Source organism: Streptomyces sp. NPDC026589 (assembly GCF_040638385.1).
GTDB lineage: Bacteria > Actinomycetota > Actinomycetes > Streptomycetales > Streptomycetaceae > Streptomyces.
Window position 1 is genome coordinate 77218 of sequence record NZ_JBEZYG010000028.1, and the last position, 24037, is coordinate 101254.

At 71.1% G+C, this 24037-nt stretch carries 23 protein-coding genes and 1 pseudogene; 13 read left to right on the top strand and 11 right to left on the bottom strand.

Going from position 1 to position 24037, the window contains the following annotated elements; genetic code table 11:
* The first annotated feature begins 26 nt into the window (after positions 1-26).
* Positions 27-914, top strand: a complete 888-nt coding sequence (locus AB0F29_RS34800; RefSeq protein WP_361880911.1) for a sugar isomerase — start codon at positions 27-29, stop codon at positions 912-914.
* 51 nt (positions 915-965) lie between these two features.
* Positions 966-1835: a class II fructose-bisphosphate aldolase gene (locus AB0F29_RS34805; protein ID WP_361880914.1), complete on the top strand. Its 870-nt coding sequence runs from the start codon at positions 966-968 to the stop codon at positions 1833-1835.
* Positions 1836-1921: 86 nt separating this feature from the next.
* Here AB0F29_RS34805 and AB0F29_RS34810 read toward each other — a convergent pair whose 3' ends face one another.
* The 5 genes from AB0F29_RS34810 to AB0F29_RS34830 all read right to left on the bottom strand — a co-directional run bounded on the left by AB0F29_RS34810 (position 1922) and on the right by AB0F29_RS34830 (position 7640).
* The gene (locus tag AB0F29_RS34810) at positions 1922-2959 is read right to left on the bottom strand and encodes a hydroxyacid dehydrogenase (protein ID WP_361880917.1); all 1038 of its coding nucleotides are present in this window, start codon (positions 2957-2959) and stop codon (positions 1922-1924) included.
* Positions 2956-3885: a carbohydrate ABC transporter permease gene (locus AB0F29_RS34815; protein WP_361880920.1), complete on the bottom strand. Its 930-nt coding sequence runs from the start codon at positions 3883-3885 to the stop codon at positions 2956-2958. Before AB0F29_RS34815 ends, AB0F29_RS34810 begins: the two co-directional genes overlap by 4 nt.
* A complete protein-coding gene (locus AB0F29_RS34820) occupies positions 3882-4892 on the bottom strand; it encodes a sugar ABC transporter permease (RefSeq protein WP_361880923.1) in 1011 nt (336 codons plus the stop codon). The genes AB0F29_RS34815 and AB0F29_RS34820 overlap by 4 nt, the downstream gene beginning before the upstream one ends.
* A gap of 81 nt (positions 4893-4973) precedes the next feature.
* Positions 4974-6281 (bottom strand): sugar ABC transporter substrate-binding protein, encoded by a 1308-nt coding sequence (locus AB0F29_RS34825; RefSeq protein WP_361880926.1) that lies wholly within the window; start codon positions 6279-6281, stop codon positions 4974-4976.
* Between the two features lie 222 nt (positions 6282-6503).
* A complete protein-coding gene (locus AB0F29_RS34830) occupies positions 6504-7640 on the bottom strand; it encodes a substrate-binding domain-containing protein (RefSeq protein ID WP_361880929.1) in 1137 nt (378 codons plus the stop codon).
* Between the two features lie 400 nt (positions 7641-8040).
* Here AB0F29_RS34830 and AB0F29_RS34835 point away from each other — a divergent pair, with 400 nt between their 5' ends.
* The 3 genes and pseudogenes from AB0F29_RS34835 to AB0F29_RS34845 all read left to right on the top strand — a co-directional run.
* Complete coding sequence (locus AB0F29_RS34835) at positions 8041-10500, top strand: polysaccharide lyase 8 family protein (protein ID WP_361880932.1); 2460 nt, start codon at positions 8041-8043, stop codon at positions 10498-10500.
* Between the two features lie 134 nt (positions 10501-10634).
* Positions 10635-11147: a DinB family protein gene (locus AB0F29_RS34840; protein ID WP_361880935.1), complete on the top strand. Its 513-nt coding sequence runs from the start codon at positions 10635-10637 to the stop codon at positions 11145-11147.
* A gap of 110 nt (positions 11148-11257) precedes the next feature.
* Positions 11258-11494, top strand: a pseudogene (locus AB0F29_RS34845) (ABC transporter substrate-binding protein); the annotation flags it as partial.
* A 129-nt stretch (positions 11495-11623) separates the two neighbouring features.
* On the opposite strand, the gene AB0F29_RS34850 reads toward AB0F29_RS34845, so the two are convergent.
* On the bottom strand, positions 11624-12124 hold the full coding sequence (locus tag AB0F29_RS34850) for a GNAT family N-acetyltransferase (RefSeq protein ID WP_361880938.1): 501 nt from the start codon (positions 12122-12124) through the stop codon (positions 11624-11626).
* A 456-nt stretch (positions 12125-12580) separates the two neighbouring features.
* Between AB0F29_RS34850 and AB0F29_RS34855 the strand changes: the two genes are divergently transcribed.
* Positions 12581-14089, top strand: coding sequence for a hypothetical protein (locus AB0F29_RS34855; RefSeq protein WP_361880941.1), 1509 nt, complete (start codon positions 12581-12583; stop codon positions 14087-14089).
* A 50-nt stretch (positions 14090-14139) separates the two neighbouring features.
* Here AB0F29_RS34855 and AB0F29_RS34860 read toward each other — a convergent pair whose 3' ends face one another.
* Entirely contained in the window at positions 14140-14310 is a 171-nt protein-coding gene (locus AB0F29_RS34860; protein WP_361880944.1) for a DUF6381 family protein, read from the bottom strand.
* A 151-nt stretch (positions 14311-14461) separates the two neighbouring features.
* Entirely contained in the window at positions 14462-14896 is a 435-nt protein-coding gene (locus AB0F29_RS34865; RefSeq protein WP_361880947.1) for a hypothetical protein, read from the bottom strand.
* 194 nt (positions 14897-15090) lie between these two features.
* On the opposite strand from AB0F29_RS34865, the gene AB0F29_RS34870 reads away from it, so the two are divergent.
* Both AB0F29_RS34870 and AB0F29_RS34875 read left to right on the top strand, forming a co-directional pair.
* A complete protein-coding gene (locus AB0F29_RS34870) occupies positions 15091-15585 on the top strand; it encodes a helix-turn-helix domain-containing protein (RefSeq protein ID WP_361880949.1) in 495 nt (164 codons plus the stop codon).
* Positions 15578-15964, top strand: a complete 387-nt coding sequence (locus AB0F29_RS34875) for a DUF4180 domain-containing protein (RefSeq protein ID WP_361880952.1) — start codon at positions 15578-15580, stop codon at positions 15962-15964. Before AB0F29_RS34870 ends, AB0F29_RS34875 begins: the two co-directional genes overlap by 8 nt.
* Positions 15965-16070: 106 nt before the next feature.
* Here AB0F29_RS34875 and AB0F29_RS34880 read toward each other — a convergent pair whose 3' ends face one another.
* A complete protein-coding gene (locus AB0F29_RS34880; protein WP_361880955.1) occupies positions 16071-17048 on the bottom strand; it encodes a sporulation protein in 978 nt (325 codons plus the stop codon).
* Between the two features lie 401 nt (positions 17049-17449).
* On the opposite strand from AB0F29_RS34880, the gene AB0F29_RS34885 reads away from it, so the two are divergent.
* The 5 genes from AB0F29_RS34885 (at position 17450) to AB0F29_RS34905 (ending at position 21578) form a co-directional block, all read left to right on the top strand.
* Complete coding sequence (locus AB0F29_RS34885) at positions 17450-18787, top strand: hemolysin family protein (protein WP_361880958.1); 1338 nt, start codon at positions 17450-17452, stop codon at positions 18785-18787.
* A complete protein-coding gene (locus AB0F29_RS34890; RefSeq protein ID WP_361880961.1) occupies positions 18784-19800 on the top strand; it encodes a hemolysin family protein in 1017 nt (338 codons plus the stop codon). Before AB0F29_RS34885 ends, AB0F29_RS34890 begins: the two co-directional genes overlap by 4 nt.
* Before the next feature lie 125 nt (positions 19801-19925).
* Positions 19926-20546, top strand: a complete 621-nt coding sequence (locus AB0F29_RS34895) for an L-threonylcarbamoyladenylate synthase (RefSeq protein ID WP_018961017.1) — start codon at positions 19926-19928, stop codon at positions 20544-20546.
* A gap of 70 nt (positions 20547-20616) precedes the next feature.
* Positions 20617-21237: a hypothetical protein gene (locus AB0F29_RS34900; protein ID WP_361880964.1), complete on the top strand. Its 621-nt coding sequence runs from the start codon at positions 20617-20619 to the stop codon at positions 21235-21237.
* A gap of 116 nt (positions 21238-21353) precedes the next feature.
* Positions 21354-21578, top strand: a complete 225-nt coding sequence (locus tag AB0F29_RS34905) for a hypothetical protein (protein ID WP_003964170.1) — start codon at positions 21354-21356, stop codon at positions 21576-21578.
* Here the strand turns inward: AB0F29_RS34905 and AB0F29_RS34910 are convergent.
* Together AB0F29_RS34910 and AB0F29_RS34915 are read right to left on the bottom strand one after the other, a co-directional pair.
* Positions 21563-22132 (bottom strand): AAA family ATPase, encoded by a 570-nt coding sequence (locus AB0F29_RS34910; RefSeq protein ID WP_361880967.1) that lies wholly within the window; start codon positions 22130-22132, stop codon positions 21563-21565. The genes AB0F29_RS34905 and AB0F29_RS34910 overlap by 16 nt on opposite strands.
* A gap of 35 nt (positions 22133-22167) precedes the next feature.
* Positions 22168-23844 (bottom strand): ABC-F family ATP-binding cassette domain-containing protein, encoded by a 1677-nt coding sequence (locus tag AB0F29_RS34915; protein ID WP_361880970.1) that lies wholly within the window; start codon positions 23842-23844, stop codon positions 22168-22170.
* Positions 23845-24037 lie beyond the last annotated feature (193 nt).

Consider the following 24037-nt stretch of genomic DNA (forward strand, 5'->3'; position numbering starts at 1 on the left):
ATCTACCGCCGGAACAGGGAGCACAGATGACGCACGTGGCTCAGGAGCTGGCCAGTCAGCCGGCCTGCTGGCAGGTGGCCGCCGGCATGGCGGACGGGCTCGCCCACCGGCTTCCGGCGGCCGGCGAGCGCATCGCCGTGGTCGGCTGCGGTACGTCGTACTTCATGGCCCAGGCCTACGCGGCCCTCCGGGAGGGCAGCGGCCAGGGCGAGACCGACGCCTTCGCCGCTTCGGAGTTCCCGGCCGGCCGCCCGTACGACCGGGTCGTGGCGCTGAGCCGCTCCGGCACCACGACCGAAGTACTCGGACTCCTCGGGAAGATCGGTGACACGACCCGCCGCACGGTGGTCATCGGCGACCCCGACACCCCGATGGCGGCGATGGCCGACGACACGATCGTGCTCGAGTTCGCCGACGAGAAGTCCGTCGTCCAGACCCGCTTCGCCACCTCGGCACTGACCCTGCTCCGCGCCCATCTGGGCCTGCACACCGACGCGGTCGTCGAGGACGCCCAGGTCGCGCTCGCCGAGCCGCTGCCCAGCGGTCTTGTGGAGTGCAGCCAGTTCACCTTCCTCGGGCAGGGGTGGAGCGTGGGGCTCGCCAACGAGGCCGCGCTGAAGATGCGCGAGGCAGCGCTGGCCTGGACCGAGGCGTACCCGGCGATGGAGTACCGCCACGGCCCGATCAGCATCTCCACCCGCTCCACCGCGACGTGGATGCTCGGCGAGGCCCCGTCCGGACTGATGGACGAGGTGCACGCGACGGGCGCCCGGTGGGTGGCCGGCGGCCTCGACCCGCTGGCGGAGCTGGTCCGTGTGCAGCGTCTGGCCCTGGCCATCGCGAACGCCCGCGGTCTCGACCCGGACCGGCCGCGCCACCTCACCCGCTCGGTCATCCTCAGCAGCACGGTCTGACGGCCCCGGCCGCCCCCTCCCCGCCTGACGGGCCCTCACCCCGGAGTCGCCATGCCCATCGCCGCCACCGGCGATCTGATCGCCGAGGCCACCGCACAGCACCGTGCGGTCGCCGCGTTCAACGTCATCACCCTGGAACACGCGGAAGCCATCGCCGAGGGCGCGGAGGCGGCTGGATCGCCGGTGATCCTGCAGATCAGCGAGAACGCCGTCGCCTACCACCGGGGCCGGCCGCGGCCGCTGGCGCGTGCCGCGGCGGAGGTGGCCGACCAGGCCGCCGTCCCCGTCTCCCTGCACCTCGACCATGTGCAGTCGACCGAGCTGCTGCACCGGGCGGCGGACTGCGGTTTCAGTTCGGCGATGTTCGACGCCGCCCGGCTCCCGTACACGGAGAACCTGGCGGCCACCCGGGCCGCCGTCATGTGGGCGCACGAGCGGGGCCTGTGGCTGGAGGCCGAGCTGGGGCAGGTCGGCGGGAAGAACGGGGAGCCTGCGCTCGACGCCCACGCGCCCGGGGCCCGTACGGATCCCGACGAGGCACGGTCGTTCGTCGCGGCCACCGGCGTCGACGCGCTGGCCGTGGCGGTCGGCACCTCGCACGCCATGACCTCGCGGGACGCCGTCATCGACCACGGTCTGCTGGACAGGCTGCGAGAGGCCGTGCCGGTCCCCCTGGTGCTGCACGGTTCGTCCGGGGCCTCCGACGAGGAACTGGCCCGCGCCGTGGCGGGCGGGATCCGCAAGGTCAACATCGGTACCGCGCTCAACATCGCGATGACCGGAGCGATAAGGGAGCGACTGGCCCGGGACGACCGGAGCGTGGACCCGCGCCGCTATCTGGCGGACGGCCGGGACGCGATGGCCCGCACCGTGGCCCGGATGATCACGGTGCTGCCTTCGGGGCGGGCGTACGCCGCGTGACGCTGCGCCAGGGGCACACCCGACGGGGCGCGTCCCCCGGCGGATGCTCCCGGCAGGCAGGAATGGTGCACGGGTACGCGTACGGGTCAGGCCTGCTGGTGCAGGGTGCCCGGATCCACCGCGTGGGCGAACGGCAGACCGTGCGCGTAACGTTCGAGCTCGTCGACGGCGGCGTCCGCGAGCCGGTGGAGTTCGCCGCCCTGGGACCCGGCGATGTGCGGGGTGAGAAGGACGTTCGGCAGGTCGTAGAGGGGTGAGTCGGCGGGCAGGACTTCCGGCTCCGTGTGGTCGAGCACGGCGTTCAGGCGCCCGGCGACCAGCTCCCGCACGAGCGCGTCGGTGTCCACCAGGGAGCCGCGTGCGGTGTTGACGAGGGTCGCCCCGTCCCGCATGAGGGCAAGTCGCCCGGCGTCGAACAGATGCCGGGTCGCCGGGAGTTCGGGGGCGTGGATGCTGACGACGTCGCTCTGTGCCGCCAGGACGTCGAGGGTGGCGCGCTCCACTCCCAAGGCCCGGGCCCCGTCCTCGTCCAGGTACGGATCGTGGACCAGGACGCGCAGATCGTAGAGGCGCAGCAGTTCGACGACGCGGCGTCCGATGCGGGAGGCGCCGACGATGCCCACGGTGCGCCGGTAGTTGCCGACGGCGGGGAACCGCCTCAGGAGGTTCACCCGGGAGCGGGCCTCGCGGTAGACGCGGGCGCTCTCCAGGATCCGCTTGTTGGCGAAGAGGATCGCCGCGACCGTGTACTCGGCGACCGGGAAAGCGTTGGCCGTGGCGGCGGTGCTGACGGCGATGCCCCGGTCCCAGACGTCCTGGGTGATGTGGTGCTTGACGGAGCCGGCGGCGTGGACGACCGCGCGCAGCCGGGGCATGGCGCTCAGCGCCGCCGGGCCGAGCGGCGGGCAGCCCCAGCCGGTGAACAGGACCTCGGCCTCGTGGAGCCCGGTGCGCTGGGCGGGGTCGTCGGCGCCGAAGTCGGTGACGAGGAGGCCGGGGACGAGGTCGGCGACGCGGGTGAGCCGGTCCAGGACCTCCGGGGCCAGGATCGCCGCACGGGTCTCGCCGCTCATCGCCAGGACGGTGCGGGGGCGGGTCCGCTGGGGCGTGGCGGAGTGGCTCACTTGACGGCTCCTGCGGTGAGGCCCGAGCGCCAGAAGCGCTGGAGGCAGAGGAAGGCGACGATCAGGGGGACGACGGCGACGAGCGAGCCGATGATGACCAGCGGGTAGAGCTCCGGCTGCTGATAGACGTTCTGGTTCCACATGTAAAGGCCCAGGTTGACCGGGTAGAGCCGGTCGTCGTTGAGCATCATGAGCGCGCCGTAGAAGTTGTTCCAGCTCGCGGTGAAGGAGAACAGGAAGATGGTCACGAAGCCGGGTGCCAGCATCGGCAGGGCGACCTTGGTGAAGGTCCGCACCTCTCCCGCCCCGTCCATCCGAGCCGCTTCCAGGACCTCGCCCGGTACGTACCCCTCGGAGAAGACACGGGCCAGGTAGACGCCGAACGGGTTCACCAGGCTGGGGATCAGGACGGCCCAGTAGGTGTTGACGAGGCCCAGTTCGGAGGCCATGAGGTAGAGCGGGAGCTGGACGACGGTCGAAGGGATGAGGACGCCGACGAGGACGACCCCGAACCACCTCTCCCGGCCGCGGAAGGCGTACTTGTCGAAGGCGTAGCCGCAGGCCACCGAGATGAGGGTGGAGAGTCCGGAGGCGACGACGGTGTACAGGAGGCTGTTGAGCAGCCAGCGGACGAAGACCCCGTCGTTGTAGTCGAGGAGAGCGTTCAGATTGGCCAGGAACTGGAAGTCGCCGAGGCTGAACGGGTTGGTGGCGAACAGGTCCCGGTAGCTCTTGGTGGAGGCGATGAGGAGCCAGGTCAGCGGCATCAGGGTGTAGACGGCGACGACGGCGAGGACGCCGTTGACCATGACGCGGGAGGTGATCCCCCGGCCCCGGCGGTCGGGCGGCGGGGCGGAACGGCCTCCGGCGCGGCGGGGCGGCGTCGGCGCGGGCGGTGCGTCGGGGGTGGCTGTCTGGGTGCTCATGAGGCCTTCCACCGGTTGCCGAGCTTGGTGACGACGAAGGACAGCAGGCCGGCGACGAGGGCGAGCAGGAGGGAGCTCGCGGCGGCCAGGCCGTAGTCGTGGCCCTTGAAGGCCGCGGTGTAGATGAACATGGTCGGTGACCAGTCCTCGCCCATGGTGTTGGCGCGCAGCTGTACGAGTTTGGGGGCGTCGAAGAGCTGGATGGCGCCGACGCACGTGAACAGCAGGGTCAGGACGACGGTGGGCCGGATCATGGGAATCTTGACCTGGAGGGCGGTGCGCAGGGCTCCGGCTCCGTCGACGGTCGCCGCTTCCAGGACCTCGCGGGGAACAGCCTGGAGACCCGCGTAGAAGATGATCATGTTGTAGCCGATCCACTGCCAGGCGGAGATGTTGACGACCGAGAAGATCGCCTCGTCCTGGCCGAAGAAGTTCCACTGGGCGCCGAGCGCGTCGAGGGCGTCGGTGATCGGGCTGAGCCCCGGTGTGTAGAGGTAGAGCCAGATCAGCGACGCGATCAGGCCGGGTACCGCGTGCGGCAGGAAGTAGGCGATCTGGAAGAAGCGCCGGGCCCGCGCCATGGTCGAGTCGACGAGCAGGGCCAGGATGAGCGCTCCGCCGACCATGGCGGGGATGTAGAGCGCGCAGTAGAGCGCGATGTTGCCGAACGAGCGGAGGAACGCCTCGTTGCCCAGGGCTTCGGTGAAGTTGCCCAGTCCGGCGAAGACCCGCTCGGTGCCGCCGAAGCCCAGGCCGGAGGACTCCTCGCGGTAGAGGCTCATCCAGGCCGCGTAGAGCATCGGCAGGACCGTGACGGCGGTGAACAGGGCGAAGAACGGGATCGTGAACAGGGCGACCGCCCGGCGCTGTCCGCTTCGGGTGCCGGGGCCGCCCGGCTTTCCCGGTCCGGCGGAAACGGCCGGACCGGCGGGAACCGCGGGCCCCGTGGGCGGCGGCGCGGTCTGGGGCGCCGGGGTCTTGGCCGGCCGGGCGAGTGGGGCTGCCACCTGATGCTCCTTCGGCTGGATGGGGTGGGCGGGGAGAGGGGGCGGGCTGCCCGGCACGGTCTGTCCCGGGCAGCCGTGCGGCTACTTGGCGAGCTTCAGGCCGCGGTCGGTGACCGCCCTCTCGCCCTTCGCCTGACCGGAGCTGAGCATCTTGGTGTGGTCGCTGCCCGCGGCCATCTGTGCCGAGACGACCTGCTGCTGCACCGGGCCCCAGGTCCAGCCGGGCACGATGGTGTCGGCGGCCTCGCCGGCCACGGCGTAGACGTCCTGGCCGGCGAAGTAGGAGGTGTCGAACTCCTTCGCCGCCGCGGCGCGCATGCCCTCGTTGGCGGGCAGGGCGCTGCTGGGGGCTTTGAGGGAGCTGAGGCGGGCGGTCATGGCCGCGGGGTCGGTGGTGACCCACTTGATGAACTCGGCGGCCGCCTCGGTGTGTTTGCTGCCCTTGGGCACGATGTAGGAGGTTCCGCCGTACATGCCGGTGCTCGGCTTGCCGTCCCAGGTGGGCAGGGGGGCTATGCCCCACTTGCCTTTGCTGTCGGGGTAGCTGACGGGGAAGGTCCCGGCGCTCCAGGCTGCTCCGATCACGGTGGCGACCTTGCCGGTGGAGCGCTCCTTGGCCTCGCCCTCGCCCCAGAGCGGGGTCTTCGACGCGAGGCCGTCGTCAAGGAGGCCGTCCCAGTAGGCGGCGACCTTGCGGGAGGCCGGGTCGTCGATGTTCACCTTCCAGGCGTCGCCCTTGGTGCCGTACCACTGGGCGCCGGCCTGCCAGGCGAGGCCGGAGAGCAGGGCGGGGTCACCGCCGCCGAAGTTGGTGATGGCGACGTCGGGGTCGGCCCGCTGGATCTTCTCGGCGGCCGTACGGTATTCGGCCCAGGTAGTCGGCACCTCGACACCGTGCTTCTTGAACAGGTCCTTGCGGTAGAAGAGCTGGATGGGCGTGACGTCGAACGGGACCGCCCAGGTGGAGCCGCCCAGGTTGACGAGGGACTGGACCGCTTCGGGGAACTCCTTCTTCACCAGCTCTCCGGAGGTGGGCGTGAGGTTCACCAGGTTGCCCTCGCTGGCGTACTCGGGCAGGGCGGAGTAGTCCATGGTGGCCACGTCGGGGGCGTTGCCGCCCTTGACCGCGTTGGACAGCTTGGTGACGCCCTCGGGCCCCGCGGGCACCAAGGAGAACGTGACCTCGATGCCGGTCTGCGTCTTGTTGAACGCGTCGGCCGTCTCCTTGGCGCCCAGGGCGGAGGACCAGAAGGTGAGGGTGATGGGCTTGCCGTCGCCGGGGCCCGAGGCGTCCGCCCCCGACCCGCCGCCGCAGGCGGTGACGAGCAGGGCGAGTGAGGCGGCGGACGCCGCGAGGGCGAGGCGGGACGTGCGGGCGTTACGGGGCATGGGCCGACTCCTACGGGACCTCGAACTGCGGGAGAAGAGGTGAACGGCACACATCATTTTGCGCGGAAGCGATCGCAGTCAAGAGCAAATGACCAATTCAATCGAATCGATCATCTATGAGTCGGAGCGCCGGCTCCGCACCATCACCCCCCGGGCACACGAAGAGCCGTACTCTCAGGGCCTGTTGACCCGGGCACGGCTCCTCGTGCGGCACTTCTTCCATCAGGAGGCGACGGCGACCGCCCCGCAGGAGACCCGGATCCGCAGGCTGGGCAGGATGTCCAGGTGCCTGCGGGCGGTGGAACTCCGACCCGGCTCCCCCGCCCTCGGGTCCGTTACGCCGGGCTCCGTCACGCCCAGGCGGTCCAACAGGAGCCGGGCGGCGGCGGCCCCCACGGCGTGCTTGTCCGGGGCCACGGCGGTGAGCGGCAGGTCGGCGAGGCCGGCGACCTCGTCGTCGTACGCGATCACCGCGAGGTCCTCGGGCACCCGCACACCCCGGGCCTGGAGCCGTGGGATGAGAACGATCGCGTCCGCGTCGCTGTGCACGATCGCGGCGGTCACGTTGCCGCTCGCCACGGCCTCGCACAAATACTCCAGGGTCCGCTCGAAACGCTTCGCCTCCGACCTCGACGGAGCCTCGTCCAGCGGCGCGGCCGACACCGGGGTCAGCCCCAGCGCCTCCACGGCGGCCCGGTATCCCACCCGGAGCCGGGGAGCGGTCGGGCTGTCCTGCACGGCGAGCGCGATCGCCCGGTGCCCGAGCCCGGCCAGATGCGCCACCGCTTCGGCCGCGCCGTGCGCATGGTCCGAACGCACCCGGTCCAGGCCCGCCGCAGGATGGCCGAGGGGCGCCGAGCGTTCCACCAGGACGACCGGGACCTCCTGCTCCACCGCCCACAGCCCCTCCCCCGGCTCCGGGCAGCCGCGCTCCCAGCTGGGCGTCAGCAGGAGTCCGTCGGCACCGGTGGACAGCAGTCGGCGGGCCTGGGCCGCGTCCTCGTCGGGGAGGTAGCGGGAGAGCCCGATCGTCAGGCGAGCACCGGCGGCCTCGACGGCCTGCCGGGCGCCGCGCACCACGTCGGCGTAGTAGTAGTCGGTGGTCGGCACCACCATGCCCACTACCAGCCCTTCGGCGGGGGGCGCGGCGGCGGGGGCGGGCCGGGACTGCCCGGTGGGCCACACCACCGCGCCGTGCAGCCGCTCCACCAGGCCCTGCGCGGCCAGCGCCTCGACGTCCCGGCGCAGGGTGACGGCGGACATGCCGAGTTCTTCGGCGAGTTCGGCGACGCGCAGGCTGCCGCGCTCGCGGACGAGCTCGAGCACCCGCTCGTGGCGCTGGTCGACGTGCAGTCGCATGGATCCCCCTGGACTCGGAAACGGCTGGGCTCGGGCCTGACGGTGTTCCGGCGGCCGATCGGCCGCCGCCCGGGCGACGGAACCGCTCGGACTCCTGTTCCCGCACGGTGCCTCCCGGGTCCCGTCCGGCATGCCTCAACCATATCGATCACATCCGCTCGAAACGATCCGAGCGGGATTTTGCTCCGGCGCGACGGGCGCACGCCGGTTCACGGCCGGACCGGACATACACACCCCGAGAAACGATCGACACGATCAATTCGGCCAAAGTCATTGAGCGAGTCGTCTGAAGGCTGCTAGAAAGTGCCCGCCCGCTCAGAACAGTCGGATCCCGGGAACAGTTCAGCGCCCCGCGCGCCGGGTTCCCGGCGGAGACACGTCACCGACCCGGAGCTCCCCCATGACTTCTGCCTGGTCCCGCCGTACCTTCCTGGCCACCTCAGCGGCGCTCACCGCCGCGGGCGGCGGAGTGCTGACGCTCGCCACGCCCACCGCCGCCGCCGCCACCGCCACCGCCACCGCCACCGCCACCGCCACCGCCACCGCCACCGCCACCGAGGACGATCCGTACGCGGCGCTCCGCACCACCTGGAGCACGCTGATCCTCGGCGAGGGGTTCAGCCCGACCGCCGAACCCTTCAAGAGCCGACTGGCCGATCTCGGCGCGAAGGCCTCGCGCCTGCTGGAGACCATGGCGCCGGCGGAGGGCTCGCTCTGGCCCGACGCCGTGTTCGCGGATCCGGACCCGGACACGGACGCCGAGTCGTACGTCCTCTCGGGACGGATGGCCGACAGCTTCGTCCGCCTGAACACCCTGGCCCAGGCCTACCGCCAGCAGGGCACCGGCCTGACCGGGAACACGGGGCTGCGCGACGCGGTGCTCACCGGACTGGAACATCTCAACACCCAGGTCTACAACGACGGCCGGGCCCGGTACGGAAACTGGTACAGCTGGCAGATCGGCGCGCCGCAGGCCCTGCTGGACGTCTGCGTGCTGATGTACGAGGCCATCGCGCCGGAGCGGCTCACGCGCTACTGCGCCGCCGTCGACCATTTCGTACCGGACTCAGCGGTCGCCTCGTACACCGGGACCAGCACCGGGGCGAACCGGGTCGACCTGTGCCGGGTCCTGGCCCTGCGCGGGGTCGTCGGAGGGAGCGCGGCGAAGATCGCACTGGCCCGGGACGCCCTCTCCCCCGTCTTTCCGCTGGTGACGAGGGGCGACGGTCTGTACGCCGACGGCTCGTTCGTCCAGCACACCACCGTGCCGTACACCGGCAGTTATGGATCGGTGATGCTCGGCGGCCTCGGCCTGCTGTTCGCGCTGCTCAAGGGGACCACCTGGGAGGTCACCGACCCGAAGCGGCAGGTGGTGTTCGACGCGGTGGAGAACGCCTGGGCCCCGTTCCTCTTCAACGGCCTCGTGATGGACGCCGTCGCGGGGCGTGCCATCAGCCGGGGCGAGGTCGGCGACCACCGGCGCGGACACCCGATCCTCGCCTCCGTCGTGCTGCTGGGCCGGGGCGCGTCGGACGCGGAGAACAACCGGTGGCGGGGGCTCGTCAAGGGCTGGGCGCAGCGCGACCACTACAGTCCGCCGCTGAGCAACCCCTCCCTCGGGCTCACCGCGCTGGCCCGGATCAAGGACGTCCTGGACGACACCTCGCTGACTCCGGTCCCGGAGCCGGTGGGCCACCGGCTCTTCCCCGACATGGCGCGGGCCACCCACCGCCGTCCGGGCTGGGCGGCGTCGCTGAGCATGGCCGACCGGCGGATCACCTATTACGAGACCGGCAACGGCGAGAATCTGCGCGGCTGGCACACCGGGTCGGGAATGCTCTACTGGTGGGGCGACACCTTCGCCCACGGCCAGTACAGCGACGCCTTCTGGCCCACCGTCGACCCGTACCGGCTGCCCGGCACCACGGCTTCGCGCAGAGTGCTCGCCGACGGAGCGGGCGGCGACTGGGGCACCTCGCTCCCCGATGTGCACTGGGTCGGCGGAGTCACCGACGGGAAGCGGGCCGCCGTGGGCCAGTACCTCAAGGGGCTCTCCAGCACGCTGATGGCGAAGAAGTCGTGGTTCTTCCTCGACGACACCGTCGTGTGCCTGGGCGCGGGCATCCACGGCCGCGACGGCGCGGCCGTGGAGACGACCGTCGACAACCGCAATCTAGGGCCGACGGGCAACGCCCCGTTCACCGTCGACGGCTCGGTGAAGCCCCTCACGTTCCCGTGGTCGGCGACCCTGACCGGAGCGTCCTGGGCGCATCTCGCCGGTCATGGCGGCTACGTTTTCCCGGGCGGGGCCACCGTGAAGGCACTGCGGGAGAACCGGACGGGCCGCTGGCGCGACATCAACACGGCGGGCTCCACGGATCCGGTCTCCCGGAAATACCTCACCCTCTGGTTCGACCACGGCCAGGACCCGTCGGACGCCACGTACGCGTACCAGCTCCTGCCCGGCGCGTCCGAACAGCGCACCGCGGCACGTGCCGCGGACAGCGGCTGGCTGCGGGTGCTCGCCAACACGGACGACCAGCAGGGGGTGACGGTCCCCTCGCTCGGACTGACCGCCGTCAACTTCTGGTTCGGCGGGAGCGTCGGGCCGCTGGTGGCCGACGCCCCGTGCTCGGTGATGGTCACCGAGCACGCCGACGGAACGGCGACGGTATGCGTGAGTGACCCCATGCGGATGCGGACGAGCCTGACGCTCACGTGGAACCGGCCCGTCGCCTCGGTCGTGTCGAAGCCGGCGACGGTGACATCGGCGACCGCGGGGGCGTCGCTGCGCCTCGTCCTCGGCGACCTCTCCGGGACGCGCGGGGCGACGCAGACGGTCAAGGTACGGCTGTCCTGAACCCTGCCGACGGCGGGTTCCGGTGCGTGAGTGCAGGCAGGCGGGTTCGGTCGGCCGGGACGTTCGGGTGTTCCTCGATCCAGGACATCGGCCGGTCATACTGTCGGCCGGAACACGGAGTGGGGAACATCATCATGACGGACGACGACCGGATCGCGCCTCCGCCGCTGGGGAGCGAGCGCGAGACGCTGCGGGCCTTTCTCGACTACCAGCGGGAGACCCTCGCCAGGAAGTGCGCGGGGCTGGGCGACGACGAGTTGCGCGAGCGGTCGATGCCGCCGTCCGCCTTGTCCCTGCTGGCTCTGGTGCGGCATCTGGCCGAAGTGGAACGCGCTTGGTTCCGGCGGGTGTTCGAGGACGAGGCGGCCCCCATGGTGTGGTCCGTGAAGCCCTTCGACTTCCAGGCGGCGTACGACGCGAGCGCCTCGACCCGGGCCGAGGCGTTCGCCGCCTGGGAGGCCGAGGTGGAGACCTCGCGCCGTATCGAACGGGAGGCGCCCTCACTGGATCTGGTGGGGCGTCAGCCACGCTGGGAGAAGGAGGTCTCGCTGCGCATGGTCATGGTGCACGTCCTGCTGGAGTACGGCCGCCACAACGGTCACGCGGACCTGCTGCGGGAAGGGGTGGACGGCACGGTGGGGGCCTGAGGCCCCGGAGGGCGGCCGGACCCGCGTCCTGCGACCGCGGCGGACAGAGGGGCAGCCGTCCGGTACAACCCTCGGCCCGTTCCATACGCCCCGGCCCCGGTGGATCCAGTGAGGTCGAGGTGGCGGCCGGTATCCGGCAGTTGCTGGAGGCCGAGGCCGCACGGGCCGGGGGCGTACGGGTACTGCCGGGGCGGTTCATGGTGATCCGGCAGGTCATGGGGGTACCGGCCGGGCGAGGGGCTGCGGCGCAGGAGCTGCTGGCGTCGTGCGTGGAGGAGATGAAGGCGGCCGGTTTCGTCGCCGACGCCCTGAAGCGTCATGGCGTGGAGGGTGCGATCGTGGCGCCTGTGGCCTGGACCCCCCGCCGGGCGGCCGCCGTTTTGCGGGCGTGGCGACGGGGATACCGAGGTCGAGCTGGACGGGGCGGGCATCGGGCGGCTCTGCGGTCCGGCCGGGCGAAGGGCGCGTTCTTCGCCTCAGCGGTGACGGGTCAGCACGCGGGTGGTGCTGCCGTCGTCCTCCTCGATGTCCCTCATGTACTCGAAGCCGATTCTGTGCAGCAGGGTCAGCGAGGCCTCGTTCGCGGCGGCGACCGTGGCGTGGACCTCGGTCAGTCCAAGGGTGCCGAAACCGTGGGCGACGACGGCCTGTGCCAGCTCGGTCCCCAGGCCGGATCCCCACGCGGTGGAGGCCAGGGCATAGATGATCTCGTGGCCGTCGACGGCATCGGTCCGCTTGATCTCGGCGTGCCCGATGAGGATCCCGTCGCGGCGCACAGCCCAGACGGAGAACAGATCCTGGGCGTAGACCTTGGTGAAGACCCGCCCGAACAGGGCCCGGTCCTCCGCCTCGGTGGAAGGGCCGTCACCCATCCACCGGGACACCTCGGTGTCCTGGAACAGGGCGACGAAGCCCTCTTCGTCCTCGGAGGCGTACGGCTCCAGCAGGAGCCTCTCGGTGCGCAGAGTCGGGGTCACGGCGCGTGACGCTACCCGGGCGACGACCGCCCGGGCAATCGACATCTCCCGCACACCGGCGAGACGCCGGCAGACGTACGAGCGCCCTGCGTCTCGACGGGGAATCATCCACTCTAACGGGGTAATGCCTGACAGATCACGGGACAGTACCTTGGAGATGGCAACGAAGAAGCCAAGTGACCGAGCATCAGGTAGGTCACCGTCCAAGCGCCCGGAGCGGTTTGCCCCGTAGCGGCATCGCGGAAGTGGGCCGACATGGCCACTTCCCTTTCCCACCCCAAGGACATGACCGGCTGCGGGAACACGCAGCCGGATGACGGTCGACGCGTCACGTCGGACACACCCGCGGCGAAACGGGCCGCCGGACGGTCTTCTTCCGCTCCTCTTCTTCCGCTCCTCGGCCGCACGGAGCTCGGCGAAACCACTAACACCTCTTCCTTCCCATGGAGTTGACCCATGAGCGCATGCGGCTGCGGGCAGCCACCGATCACCATCGGCGACTGTCGGCCCTCCCAACCGGCCTGCCCTCCCGTGGCTTGTCCCGGCACCAAGCCGTGCGAGCACTGCGAGACGACCCCACTGCGCGATTCCGCGCCGTACCGGGTCGCAGCGACCGCGAGCACCACCGACCCGACGCCGTACTACACCATCGCCAACACCCATGCCGCACTGGACCCTGTCGTCGCCCAGACCATCCTGAACAGTGGCACGGGTGTATTCCCGGCCGACGACGGGACGCACAACGGCCAGCACACCTGGCTCGCCGGCGTCGTGCACATCGACCCCGCGTCACTGCGGGGCAACCCCACCGACGTCACGATCAGCGCCTCGGTCCATGTCCACAACGACGGCAGGAGCCCGGCCTGCCGGCTCTACGGCCGCTTCGCTCTGTGGAACGGCACGACCCCGGTCCGCACCGATCTCCTGGGCCCACCCGATCTGCCGGCGGGTGGAGACGACAACGGCGTGATCCCACCGACCACCGTGCCCCTCGCGGACGTCCTCGCGGGAAGGATCGTCGTCGAGCTCAACCTGGAGACAGGTAACGACGACGCCTGCCGAGTCGGCCCCAAACAGTGGACGGTCGACAGCTTCGTCCTCACCGTCCAGGCGTCCGCCCCGGGCTGCGGCAGACCGTTCCTCCGTACGACCTGCCGCAACTGCGACGGCGCGGTCACCTGCACGACCGACACCCTCGACGGCTCGACCCCTTACGCCCCGGTGCCGCCGGTCGTCCCGGTCGCCTCCTGCCAGGACGGCTGCGCCACCGCCCGCCCTCCGTGCATCTCCACCGACCGGGACAACGCCGTCACCCGGGGCAGCGACGGGTGCCTGTACGCACCCGACACGCCTTCTCTGGATCCCTCCCCGTGCAATGCCGCACGGAACACGACCGGTGGACTACTCGTGCCGCGGATCGACCTGACGGGCCTCGCTCCCGGCGGCAACAGCGGCATCGAACGGTCCGTGGACATCGATATCACCGGGGCGCCCGGCTGCCCCGAGAGGTGGGAGATCGGCGCCCGCCTCACGCCGGTGAGCGGGTTCCTCAACACCGAGCGGCAGCACGCCGACCTCCTGGCCCGGGTCGGTACCGACGTGCCGATCCCCGAGTCCGACATCGTGCTCCCGGAAGCCGGCGTCTACCACATCGACAGCGACGTACGGTACGCGCTCGGTTCCGCCATCGGCGGCAGCGGCTACATCATCGGCTGGCTCAGGGACGAGACCACGGACACCCTCCTGACGAGCTTCACCCAGATCGCGGCGATCAACGCGGCGAGGCAGGAGCAGCAGGGCGGAACCACACACATCATGACCGAGTACACGGTCGCCTCCGGTCCCCGGACGGTCCGTCTGCACCTGATGTTCGTCCTCACCGGCGGCAAGATCTCCGACGCCCAGGCCGGCGGCACCGACAGCAATGGCGCGACCCGGATGCGCTTCCTCAAAGTCAGGGATTAGTCAGGGATCAGGAGGTGGTCGCGCTCGAACGCGACCACTTCGACAGGCCTTCAGGAAGGGCGGGGCTCGGCCGTCGGCTCCTCGCGCAGCAGCCGCAGCGCCTTCTCCCGCAGCCGCTGCCGGTGCTCGGGGTCGGTGGCCCGGTCCGCGGCACGGCCCAGTTCCTCGGCGCGTTCACGGTTGCGGCGGGCTCGCTCCAGCGGGGTGTCGTACAGGTTCATGGGGTGTCCTCCGTCTTCGGTCCTCCGTCGGCAACCAACGCTGCGTGCGCGACCGGAGCCCCAGCGTCACCGGAGTCCGTCCGGTCCGCATCTCGTGCGGCTACGTTCGGTGACGGCAGGAGGGCGGGTTCCGGAGGGCGGCGACCGCCCGTCACTCGGCCGTGTGGTCCGGATGCCCCTCGGTCCGCCTGGTCGCCTTCATCTCGGCCTCGTAGAGGTGGTCGCGGCCTTCGGCAAGCGCTTGCCTGATCTCTCGTTCGATCGCCCGGAACACGTCGTAGTAGGTGGCGTTGTACTCCTCGACGATCTGGAAGGTCCAGTGTCCAGGGATCACGTTGCGGCCGAGGATCTCCCGTTCGACCCGCTCGGCGTGTTGTCCGTGCCCCGCGGCGCGGAGCAGTCGTACGGCGTCGTCGAGCGCGAGGTCGGCGCACCCGGTGAGCTGATGGAAGTCGTAGAGGGCGCCGCGGGCACGCTCAACGGTCTCCAGCGCCTTCGAGAGCGCCCCGAGGGCCTCGACGGTCGCGTCGGTCACGCCTTCGGGTCGCTGGTGCCCCTCATCGGGCGGCGGGTGTTCGGGGTGCATGGGTTTCCTTGTCCGCGGGCGGCCGTTCGTCTCCCGCTTCGCTACCGGGGGCTTTCCCACTGTCCTACCCGGGGCTCCGTCGCACCCGCCGAGTACGCCCGAGGCAGGTGACGACAGCTCACGATGTTCCCTAAACAACGCTATCCTCGCGAACCAGAGTCCACCTAGAGACATTTAACGTAGGATACGGAGCCATGGGGAATGACGAGCGGGAGCTCTACTCGGTCGGCGAGGTGGCCGAGCTGCTGGGACTGCATGTGCGGACCGTGCGGAACTACGTACGCGACGGCCGGCTCAAGGCTGTCCGGATCGGCAAGCAGTACCGGATCTACAAGGAGGATCTGGCCGCCCTGACCGGTCGGCCGACCGACGACACGGCCCCGGAACCGGCATGCGCGCCGAGGCACGTCGAGGCGTCCAGCATCGTGCAGATCGACGCGCTCGGTCCGGACGCCGCGCACCGGCTGAGCACGTTCGTCACGGCGGGCGCGCAGTCCCGGCGGGACGCGTCGGGCCCTCTGCGCATCCAGACGGTCTACGACGAGGAGCGGAGCCGGATGAAGATCGTCATTCTCGGCGGCGCCGCCGCCACCGCCGATCTGCTGCACATGATCGATGGCCTGCTGGGCCCGGACAGCGGCCTGTTCACCTCGGCCTCCACGTCCGCATCGGGGGCGGACCGTGCCTGACGTCGTCGAGTACCACGGCGTTCCGGTCCTGGTGTGCGACGCCGCCGGAGTCACCATCTCCGACGTTCAGGACGCCCTCGACCATCTGATCGGGGCCGCGTTCGCGTGTGCGGAGGTGGTCGCGGTGCCGTCCGCGCGGCTGGACGACCGCTTCTTCGACCTGAGCACCGGCCTCGCCGGAGCCATCCTGCAGAAGTTCGCGAACTACCGGCTCCGCCTCGTCGTCCTCGGGGACATCGGCCATCATCTGTCGGCCAGTTCGGCCCTCCCCGACCTCGTCCGCGAGGCCAATCGGGGCCGGGACATCTGGTTCGTGCCGGATCTGGACACGCTCGCCGAGCGGCTGGCCCCTGACGGGGCCAGACCTTCGTCCGGCTGAGGCATCCGTCTCCGAGACGGAGCTGATCGAAGGGAGTCACCGAGAGGGTGAGCGCGGCGGGCGGAAGACGTACCGCCCGCCGCGCCGGACCACGCTGACGGAGGGGTCAGCCCTCCGCGCCCTCGTCGCCTTCCTCTCCCTCTCCCTCGAAGGCGTCGCCGATCTCGTCGACGACCTCGGCCGCGACCATGCCGCCGCCGACACCGACGGCCACGCCCGCCGCGACCCCGGCCACCACCGCCCCCGCGCCGGGACCCGGCCCGTGCTGGTCACCGCGGCGTTCGGCGCCCGAGGGCGGCGTCGCACGGGTCTCGTGACCGGCGATGACCTCCTTCAGCCAGGCGTCGACCTGGGCGTTCCAGTCGGTGTGCGGGACCGCGTGGTGCGAGACGGTGAAGCGGTGGACCGTGTCGTGTCCGTCGGAGAACAGTCCGGCGCGCTTGTCCGCCTCGATCACGACCTCCAGACCGCCCGGCGCGGCGATGAAGGTGACCTCGATTTCGTTGACGGCGTGCGCGTGACCGGCCGGCGGGAGGATCTCGATCTCCTGGTAGCAAGGCAGCCGCTGACCGGTGCCCCGGATGTGTCCGAGCTCCAGGTCGGCCGCCCTGAACGCGTAACCGAGCTGCCCGAAGGCCTCCAGGACCGCTTCCTGCACGGGCAGCGGTCCCACCGCGAGCGCGTCGAGGTCGCCCTTGTCCCGCGCTCCCGCGATCTCCAGCTCCGTCCGGATACCGAGGACGGGGCCGAGGTGCTGGCCGTGGAGCTCGGTGATCGGTGTCTCCCACGGCAGGGTGACGGTGAACGGCACCGTGTGCTCTGCCTCCTCCGCCAGCCGGAACCCACCACCGACGGTGAACCGTTCGAGGACGACCGTGCCCTCGTGCTCCTCGTCCTGGTTCTCTCTTTCGACCCGGGCGACGAGGAGAAGCGACATCCGGTCGACCGTCACGTCCGATCCGCCGCCCCGCAGGCGGACCTCTCCGGCGAGGAGGCCTCCGGGCAGTACGGGGCCGGGCTCCAGAACGGTGTCGACCGAGGGTCCGCCGACCCCGAGGGCTCCGAGCAACTTCTTGAACACCATGTGCGGCGTCCGCTCCTTCTGTGTCTGGGCGATCTTTACGGATGGGTGATCTTTACGGAAGAGCGATCTTTGCGGATGAGTCGATCGAGGGTGCGTGAGCCGCCTCACCCGGCAGAACCTCCCAAGAAGCGAGGGGGTTCCCCAGCACATGACCACTACGCACAGTTCCGGCCATCAAGATCCCGGATGCCGTGGCCGCCCGGGGCGGCACTCCGTGTGACACCCGCCACTCCCCATTGCTTTGCGTTCCCTTTACTATCTATGGGGCGGGTTCACACCCGCATTCCACCGTCGATCCCGACGACCCGAACAGAGAAGGAGCTGCGCACCGCAATGGGTGAGCCTCCCAGTACGAACCGTGTCATCCCTGACCCCACGCACCAGGGGACGGAGGTGACACGGTGAGCGAAGTGGCCCTTCTTCTCCTCGCCCTCGCGCTGACGCTGGCCTGCGCGGTGTTCGTCGCGGCCGAGTTCTCACTCACGACCATCGAGCGCAGCGAGCTCGAACGCGCGGTGAAGGCCGGGGAGCGTGGTGCCGAGAGCGCGCTCAAGGCAGCCAAGCGGCTCACCTTCCAGCTCTCCGGCGCCCAGCTCGGCATCACCGTGACCTCCCTGGTCATCGGCATGCTGGCCGAACCGTCCCTCGCGGTGCTGCTGCGCGGCCCGCTGGAGGGCGCCGGACTTCCGGCCGGCGCCGTGTCCACGGTCGCCACGCTCCTCGGTGTGGCCTTCTCCACGGTGGTCCTCATGGTCATCGGTGAGCTGGTCCCGAAGAACTGGGCGATCTCCAGCCCGCTCACGGTGGCCAAGGTCGTCTCGACCCCGCAGCGTGCCTTCACGGCCTGTTTCGCCCCGCTGATCCGGCACCTCAACAACACCGCGAACCGTTTCGTGCGCCGCCTGGGCCTGGAGCCGGCCGAGGAGCTGGCCTCCGCCCGTACGCCGCAGGAACTGATCGCGCTCGCTCAGCACTCCGCCCGCGAGGGCGCCATCGAGCAGGACTCGGCCGAGCTGTTCGTCCGCACCCTGCACCTGGCGGAGCTGTCCGCCGAGAACGTGATGACGCCGCGCGTCGACGTCCGGGCGCTGGAGGCGCACGCCACCGCCGCCGACGCCGCCAACCTGACGCTGGCCACCGGCCTGTCCCGGTTCCCGGTCTACCGGGACAGCCTGGACGAGGTCATCGGCACGGTCCACATCCGCGATGTACTCGCCCTGGACGAGTCCGAGCGGGGCCGGACCCCCGTCACGGCCCTGGCGACCGAACCGCTCCTCGTACCCGACTCTCTGCCCGTCGACCGGCTGCTCGCGCAGTTGCGCAAACACCGGACGATGGCGGTGGTGATCGACGAGTACGGCGGTACGGCGGGCGTCGCCACCGTCGAGGACATCGTCGAGGAGGTCGTCGGCGAGGTCCGCGACGAGCACGACCCCCACGAGCGCCCCGACCTCGCACCGGTCGAGCCGCTCGGCGACGGGCGCCCGGTCTGGGAGGCCGAGGGAAGCATCAGGCTGGACCAGCTCGACCGGATCGGCTTCGGCGCGCCGGAAGGCCCCTACGAGACGCTCGCCGGTCTTCTCGCCAACCAGCTGGCCCGCATTCCGGTCCGTACGGACCGGGTGGAGGTCGACGGCTGGCAGTTCGACGTGCTCGACATCGAGCACCACCGGGCCGACCGGGTCCGGATCAGCGCGCCCGCACCGGCGCCGGCCCTCGTGGAGGAGGACGCCCGATGACCGCCATCCAGCTCGCCATCGGCGCGCTCACCCTCCTCACCAACGCGTTCTTCGTGGGCGCGGAGTTCGCCCTCATCTCGGTCCGCCGCAGTCAGATCGAACCGCAGGCCATACGGGGCAGCCGACGCGCGAAGAGCGCCCTGTGGGGCCTCGAACACCTGTCGGCCGCCATGGCCACCGCTCAGCTCGGCATCACCATCTCCTCGCTGGTGCTGGGCGCCGTCGCGGAACCGGCCATCGCCCATCTGCTGGAGCCGCCGTTCGACGCGGTCGGCGTGCCGGAGGCGCTGGTCCACCCGATCGCCTTCGTGATCGCGCTGACGCTGGCGACGTATCTGCACATGCTCATCGGCGAGATGATCCCGAAGAACATCGCGCTCGCCGCCCCCGTCGCCACCGCGCTGGCGCTGGGGCCGCCCCTGGTCGGTCTGACGCGGGCGCTGCGCCCGGTCATCTTCGGCATCAACGCCTTCGCCAACATGCTCCTGCGGCTCCTCAAGGTCGATCCCAAGGACGAGGTCGCCTCGGTGTTCACCGACGACGAGCTCGTACGGCTGGTCAAGGACTCCAGCGACGCCGGGCTGCTGGCCCCGGCCGACGGGGAGCGTCTGCGGGACGCTCTGGAGCTCGGAACCCGGCCGGTCGGCGAGGTGCTGGTCCCGCTGAACCGGACCGTCACCGTCGACCTGGGCATCACCCCGCAGGGTCTGGAGCGGGCCGCCGTCGCCTCGGGCTTCTCCCGGCTGCCGGTCACCGGGCCCGACGACGGGTTGCTGGGCTACTTCCACATCAAGGACGCCCTCGGCGTCGCGGAGCGCACCGAGGCGCTGCCCACGAGCGCCCTCCACCCCGTCATCCGGGTCGAGATCGACACCCCGCTCGACGACACCCTCACCGCGATGCGTGCCGCCGGTACGCATCTCGCGGCGGTCGCCGGGGACAAGGGCACGGTCATCGGGTTCGTGACCATGGAGGACGTGCTGGACGAGCTGGTGGGGGCCGCCGCGGTCTGACCTGCCCGGCGGTGAACTCCACCGCGCGAAGCGGAAGAAGAGGCGGCCCGCCGTACGACGGGCCGCCTCCCCCTCTTCCCGGCGCAGGGCTCCGCCGGTCCGGCCCGAGCGCGTAAGCTCGGTGAATGGCCAAGTACTTCGACGTGCACCCCGCAAATCCCCAGCCCCGCACCATCAGCACGGTGGTCGACAGCATCCGGTCCGGTGCGCTCGTCGCGTACCCGACCGACTCGTGCTATGCCCTGGGCTGCCAGTTGGGCAACCGTGACGCCCTCGGCCGGATCCGGTCGATCCGGAACCTCGACGACAAGCACCACTTCACGCTGGTGTGCCACGACTTCGCGCAGCTGTCGCAGTTCGTGCGTGTGGACAACGACGTGTTCCGGGCGGTCAAGGCGGCGACGCCCGGCAGCTACACCTTCATCCTCCCGGCGACGAAGGAGGTTCCCCGCCAGTTGCTGCACCCGAAGAAGAAGACGGTCGGCGTGCGCATCCCCGACCACGTCGTGACCCAGGCCCTGGTCGCCGAGCTCGGCGAGCCGCTGCTCTCCAGCACCCTGCTGCTGCCGGACGAGGAGGAGCCGCTGACGCAGGGCTGGGAGATCAAGGAGCGGCTGGAGCACGAGGTGGACGCCGTCATCGACTCGGGCGACTGCGGCACCGAGCTGACCACGGTCATCGACTTCTCCGGCGACGAGCCCGAGATCGTACGCCGCGGAGCCGGGGACACGTCCCGCTTCGAGTAGCCCTCATGGCGGCCCGCCGCGCCGGTCGCCGGTCCTCCCCCGCCGCCCGTGACGGAGGAGACTGGTGGGCGTGACAGGTGAGCGACTGCGGTTCGACGGCTGGATCGCCGGTGTGGGGAGCGCCTCGGGTACCCGGCTGGTGGTCGGCCACTGGCCGCGTTCGCCGTTCGGGGCGTTCAGCGACGTCATGGTCGAGCATCCCGACGGCGTACGGGTCCTCCTGGCCCCGTCCCGGCGGATCGCTGACTTCGTCGCCGCCACGTACCGCTTCGACCGGATCGAGGTGGTGCCCGTGACCGTCACCGTCGCCGGCGACACCTGGCTCGTCGAGGCGGGGCCGCTGCGTCTGCGGCTGCGGACGGGACGCCGATCCGCCCTCGGCCTGCTGCTGTCCGCCGTACCGGCCCCGCTCGCCCGCAGCCCGCTCTGGGCCGCGCTGTGCGATGGGCCGGCCCGGCTGCTGATGCCCGGCGTACGCACCCTGGGCCGCGCGGGTCCGGGACGGCGGGAGTGGTACGGGGCGCGGGGGCTGCGGCCGGTCGTGGCCGCGAACGCCGTGCTGGACGGGGTGGGTCTGGGGCGGCTCGCCCCGCTCGATCCGCCCGTCGCCTTCGGGTTCGGCTCCGCCCCGCGCAGGCCCTCCGTGGTGCGCGTCACCACAACGGTGGAACTCACGACCGCCGGGTGCTGAAGCCCTCCCCGGCCCCCGGGGAGGGCACGGAAGCCTTTTCAGGAGCGGCTTCTGCCCGCCGTCGGAGGGGGCGGGCCGGGGATGCGAGGGTGCGGGGCGCGTCGCAGGGTGGACCCATGGCGAATCCCCCGATCGTCATCCACCGGCCGACCCCCTCGGGCGGCCGCCGGGTGACCGTGCACTACGAAGGCCGGGACGAGATACTCGGGCTGGCCCACAGCGACCACGACGTGATCGTGTTCCTGAACGAGGCCGGCCTCGAAGAAGCGGACCGGATACTCGACAATCCGGTCTGGGTGGAGTGGCGGGGCGGACGGGCCCACCACTACGAGGCCGCCTGAGAGGCCGCATCACCTGAACCTCCCGCACCGCGCAGCCCGTCGAGGATGGCCGAAACCGTCTCCTCGGGCGTCTGGCCAGATGTGTCCAGCCAAAGGCCGATACGTGGCGTCCCGCTCCGCAGGTACGCGTCGAACGCTTCGACCGTCCACTCCCCGTACCCCGTTTTGGTTCGCGTTTCCTCCCGCTCGCGCACGGTCGCGGGTGAGGGGGCGAGCACGACGACGTGGAGCGGGCGGGTGCGGACCCTGTCGACGTAGCGGGGCAGGTCCTCGCCGAGGACAATGTCCTGGACGACGGCCGTCCATCCGTCGTCCGCGTAGGCGTCGGCCACCTGTGCCGAGATCCGGTGGCGGAGGTCGAGCTGGCTCCGCGCCTCCTCCGCCTCGTCGGGTGTCATCTCCGCCCGGCCGGAGACGATCATGCGGCGGAAGACGTCACCGCGCACATGGACCGCGCGTGGCAGGCGCTCCGCCAAAAGCTGGGCGACGGTGGACTTCCCCGCGGCCATCACTCCGGTGATCAGTACGACACAGGGGCCGAGGTCGGTGCCCATCCGGATCTCCTCCTTCTTCGATCGTGCGGTCGGTGTCACGCCGTGCCCGCCGGGGTCGACTGCGGGCTCCCGAGCAGCTCGCGGACCTCCTCGGCGTCGGTCTCGCGCAGTGCGTCGTCCAGCAGGATCCAGCGGGTGATGCCCACGGAATCCAGGAAGGGCAGATCGTGGCAGGCGATGACGAGCGCGCCCTCGTAGGACTCCAGGGCACTCGTCAGCTGCCGCACGCTGGCCAGATCGAGGTTGTTCGTCGGCTCGTCCAGCAGAAGCAGCTGCGGGGCGGGGGCGGCGAGCATGGTCGCCGCGAGGGCGGCCCGGAAGCGTTCGCCGCCCGAGAGGGTGCCCGCCGGCTGCTCCGCGCGGGCCCCCTTGAAGAGGAACCGGGCGAGCTGGGAGCGGATCTGGTTGTCGGTGGTGCCCGGGGCGGTGCGGGCGACGTTGTCGGCGACGCTCAGGGCGTCGTCGAGGACGTCCAGCCGCTGCGGAAGGAACTTCAGCGGCACCGCGGCCGTGGCCTCCCCGGTGATCGGCGCGAGCTCCCCGGTGAGCGCCCGCAGCAGGGTCGTCTTGCCGGCCCCGTTGCGGCCGACCAGGGCGATGCGTTCGGGCCCCTTCACCTGGAGGCTGCCCTCGCGCAGCCGCCCGTAGGGGAGGCTCAGGTCCCGTACGGTCAGGACGGTGCGGCCCGCGGGCACCGCGGTGTGGGGCAGGCTCACTTTGATCTCGGCGTCCCGGCGCATGGCTTCGGCGGCTTCCTCCCTGCGCTCGCGGGCCTCGTCGAGCCGGTCCTCGTGCAGGCCGCGCAGCCGGTCCCCGGACTCCTGGGCCGAGCGCTTGCGTTCCCCGGCGACGATGCGCGGGGCCTTCCGCTGGCCGTCGAGCTTCTTGTCGTGGCGCTGACGGCGGGCGACCTTGATCCGGGTCTCCTCCAGTTCGCGCTGCTGACGGCGTACGTCGGCGTCGGCAGCACGCAGCATCCGCCCGGCGGCCTCCTGCTGGGTGGCCAGTGCCTCCTGGTAGGCGGACCAGCCGCCCCCGTACCAGCTGACCGAGCCCGATCGCAGTTCGGCGATGCGGTCGACCCGCTCCAGCAGGTCCCGGTCGTGGCTGACGACGATCAGGATGCCGGTGCGCCAGGAGTCGACGGCGTCGTAGAGCCTGCGGCGGGCGAACAGGTCCAGGTTGTTGGTCGGCTCGTCGAGGAGGAGGACGTCCGGGCGTTCCAGGAGCAGCGCGGCCAGCCGCAGCAGGACGGTCTCCCCGCCGGACAACTGCCCGACGGTGCGGTCCAGTTCGACGGCGCCGAGCCCGAGGGAGCCGAGAGTGGCCAGAGCGCGCTCCTCGACGTCCCAGTCGTCGCCGACCGTCTCGAAGTGCTCCTCCCGTACGTCCCCGGACTCGATGGCGCGCAGGGCGGCCCGCCGCTCGGCGATGCCGAGGGCCGCGTCGACGCGCAGGGAGGTGTCCAGGGTGATGTTCTGGGGCAGGTAGGCAAGGTTCCCTCCGACGGTGACGGAGCCCTCCGAGGGGCGCAGCAGTCCGGCGAACAGGCGCAGCAGGGTCGATTTGCCGGCGCCGTTGGCTCCGGCCAGGCCGGTGCGGCCCCGGGGGACGGTGAGGGAGAGCCCGTCGAAGAGGTTCGTGCCGTCGGGCCACCGGAAGGTGAGGTTGGAGGCTGTCACGGAGGCGCTGGGCGCGGTGGGATGGCTCATGTGGTTCTCGCAGTCGGAAGCGGGGAGGAACGGGGGGCTTCGTATGCGAACAGCACGCGGCGACCCGGCCGGGGCCGGAAGGTGGTGGGAAGAACAGTCCTGCGAAGGTGAGGGACGGCTCGGCACCGAGGTCGCATCCACGCGGAAGTCACGGGCGGCAGAAATGCCGACAGCGTCGTGACCGTGTACGGGC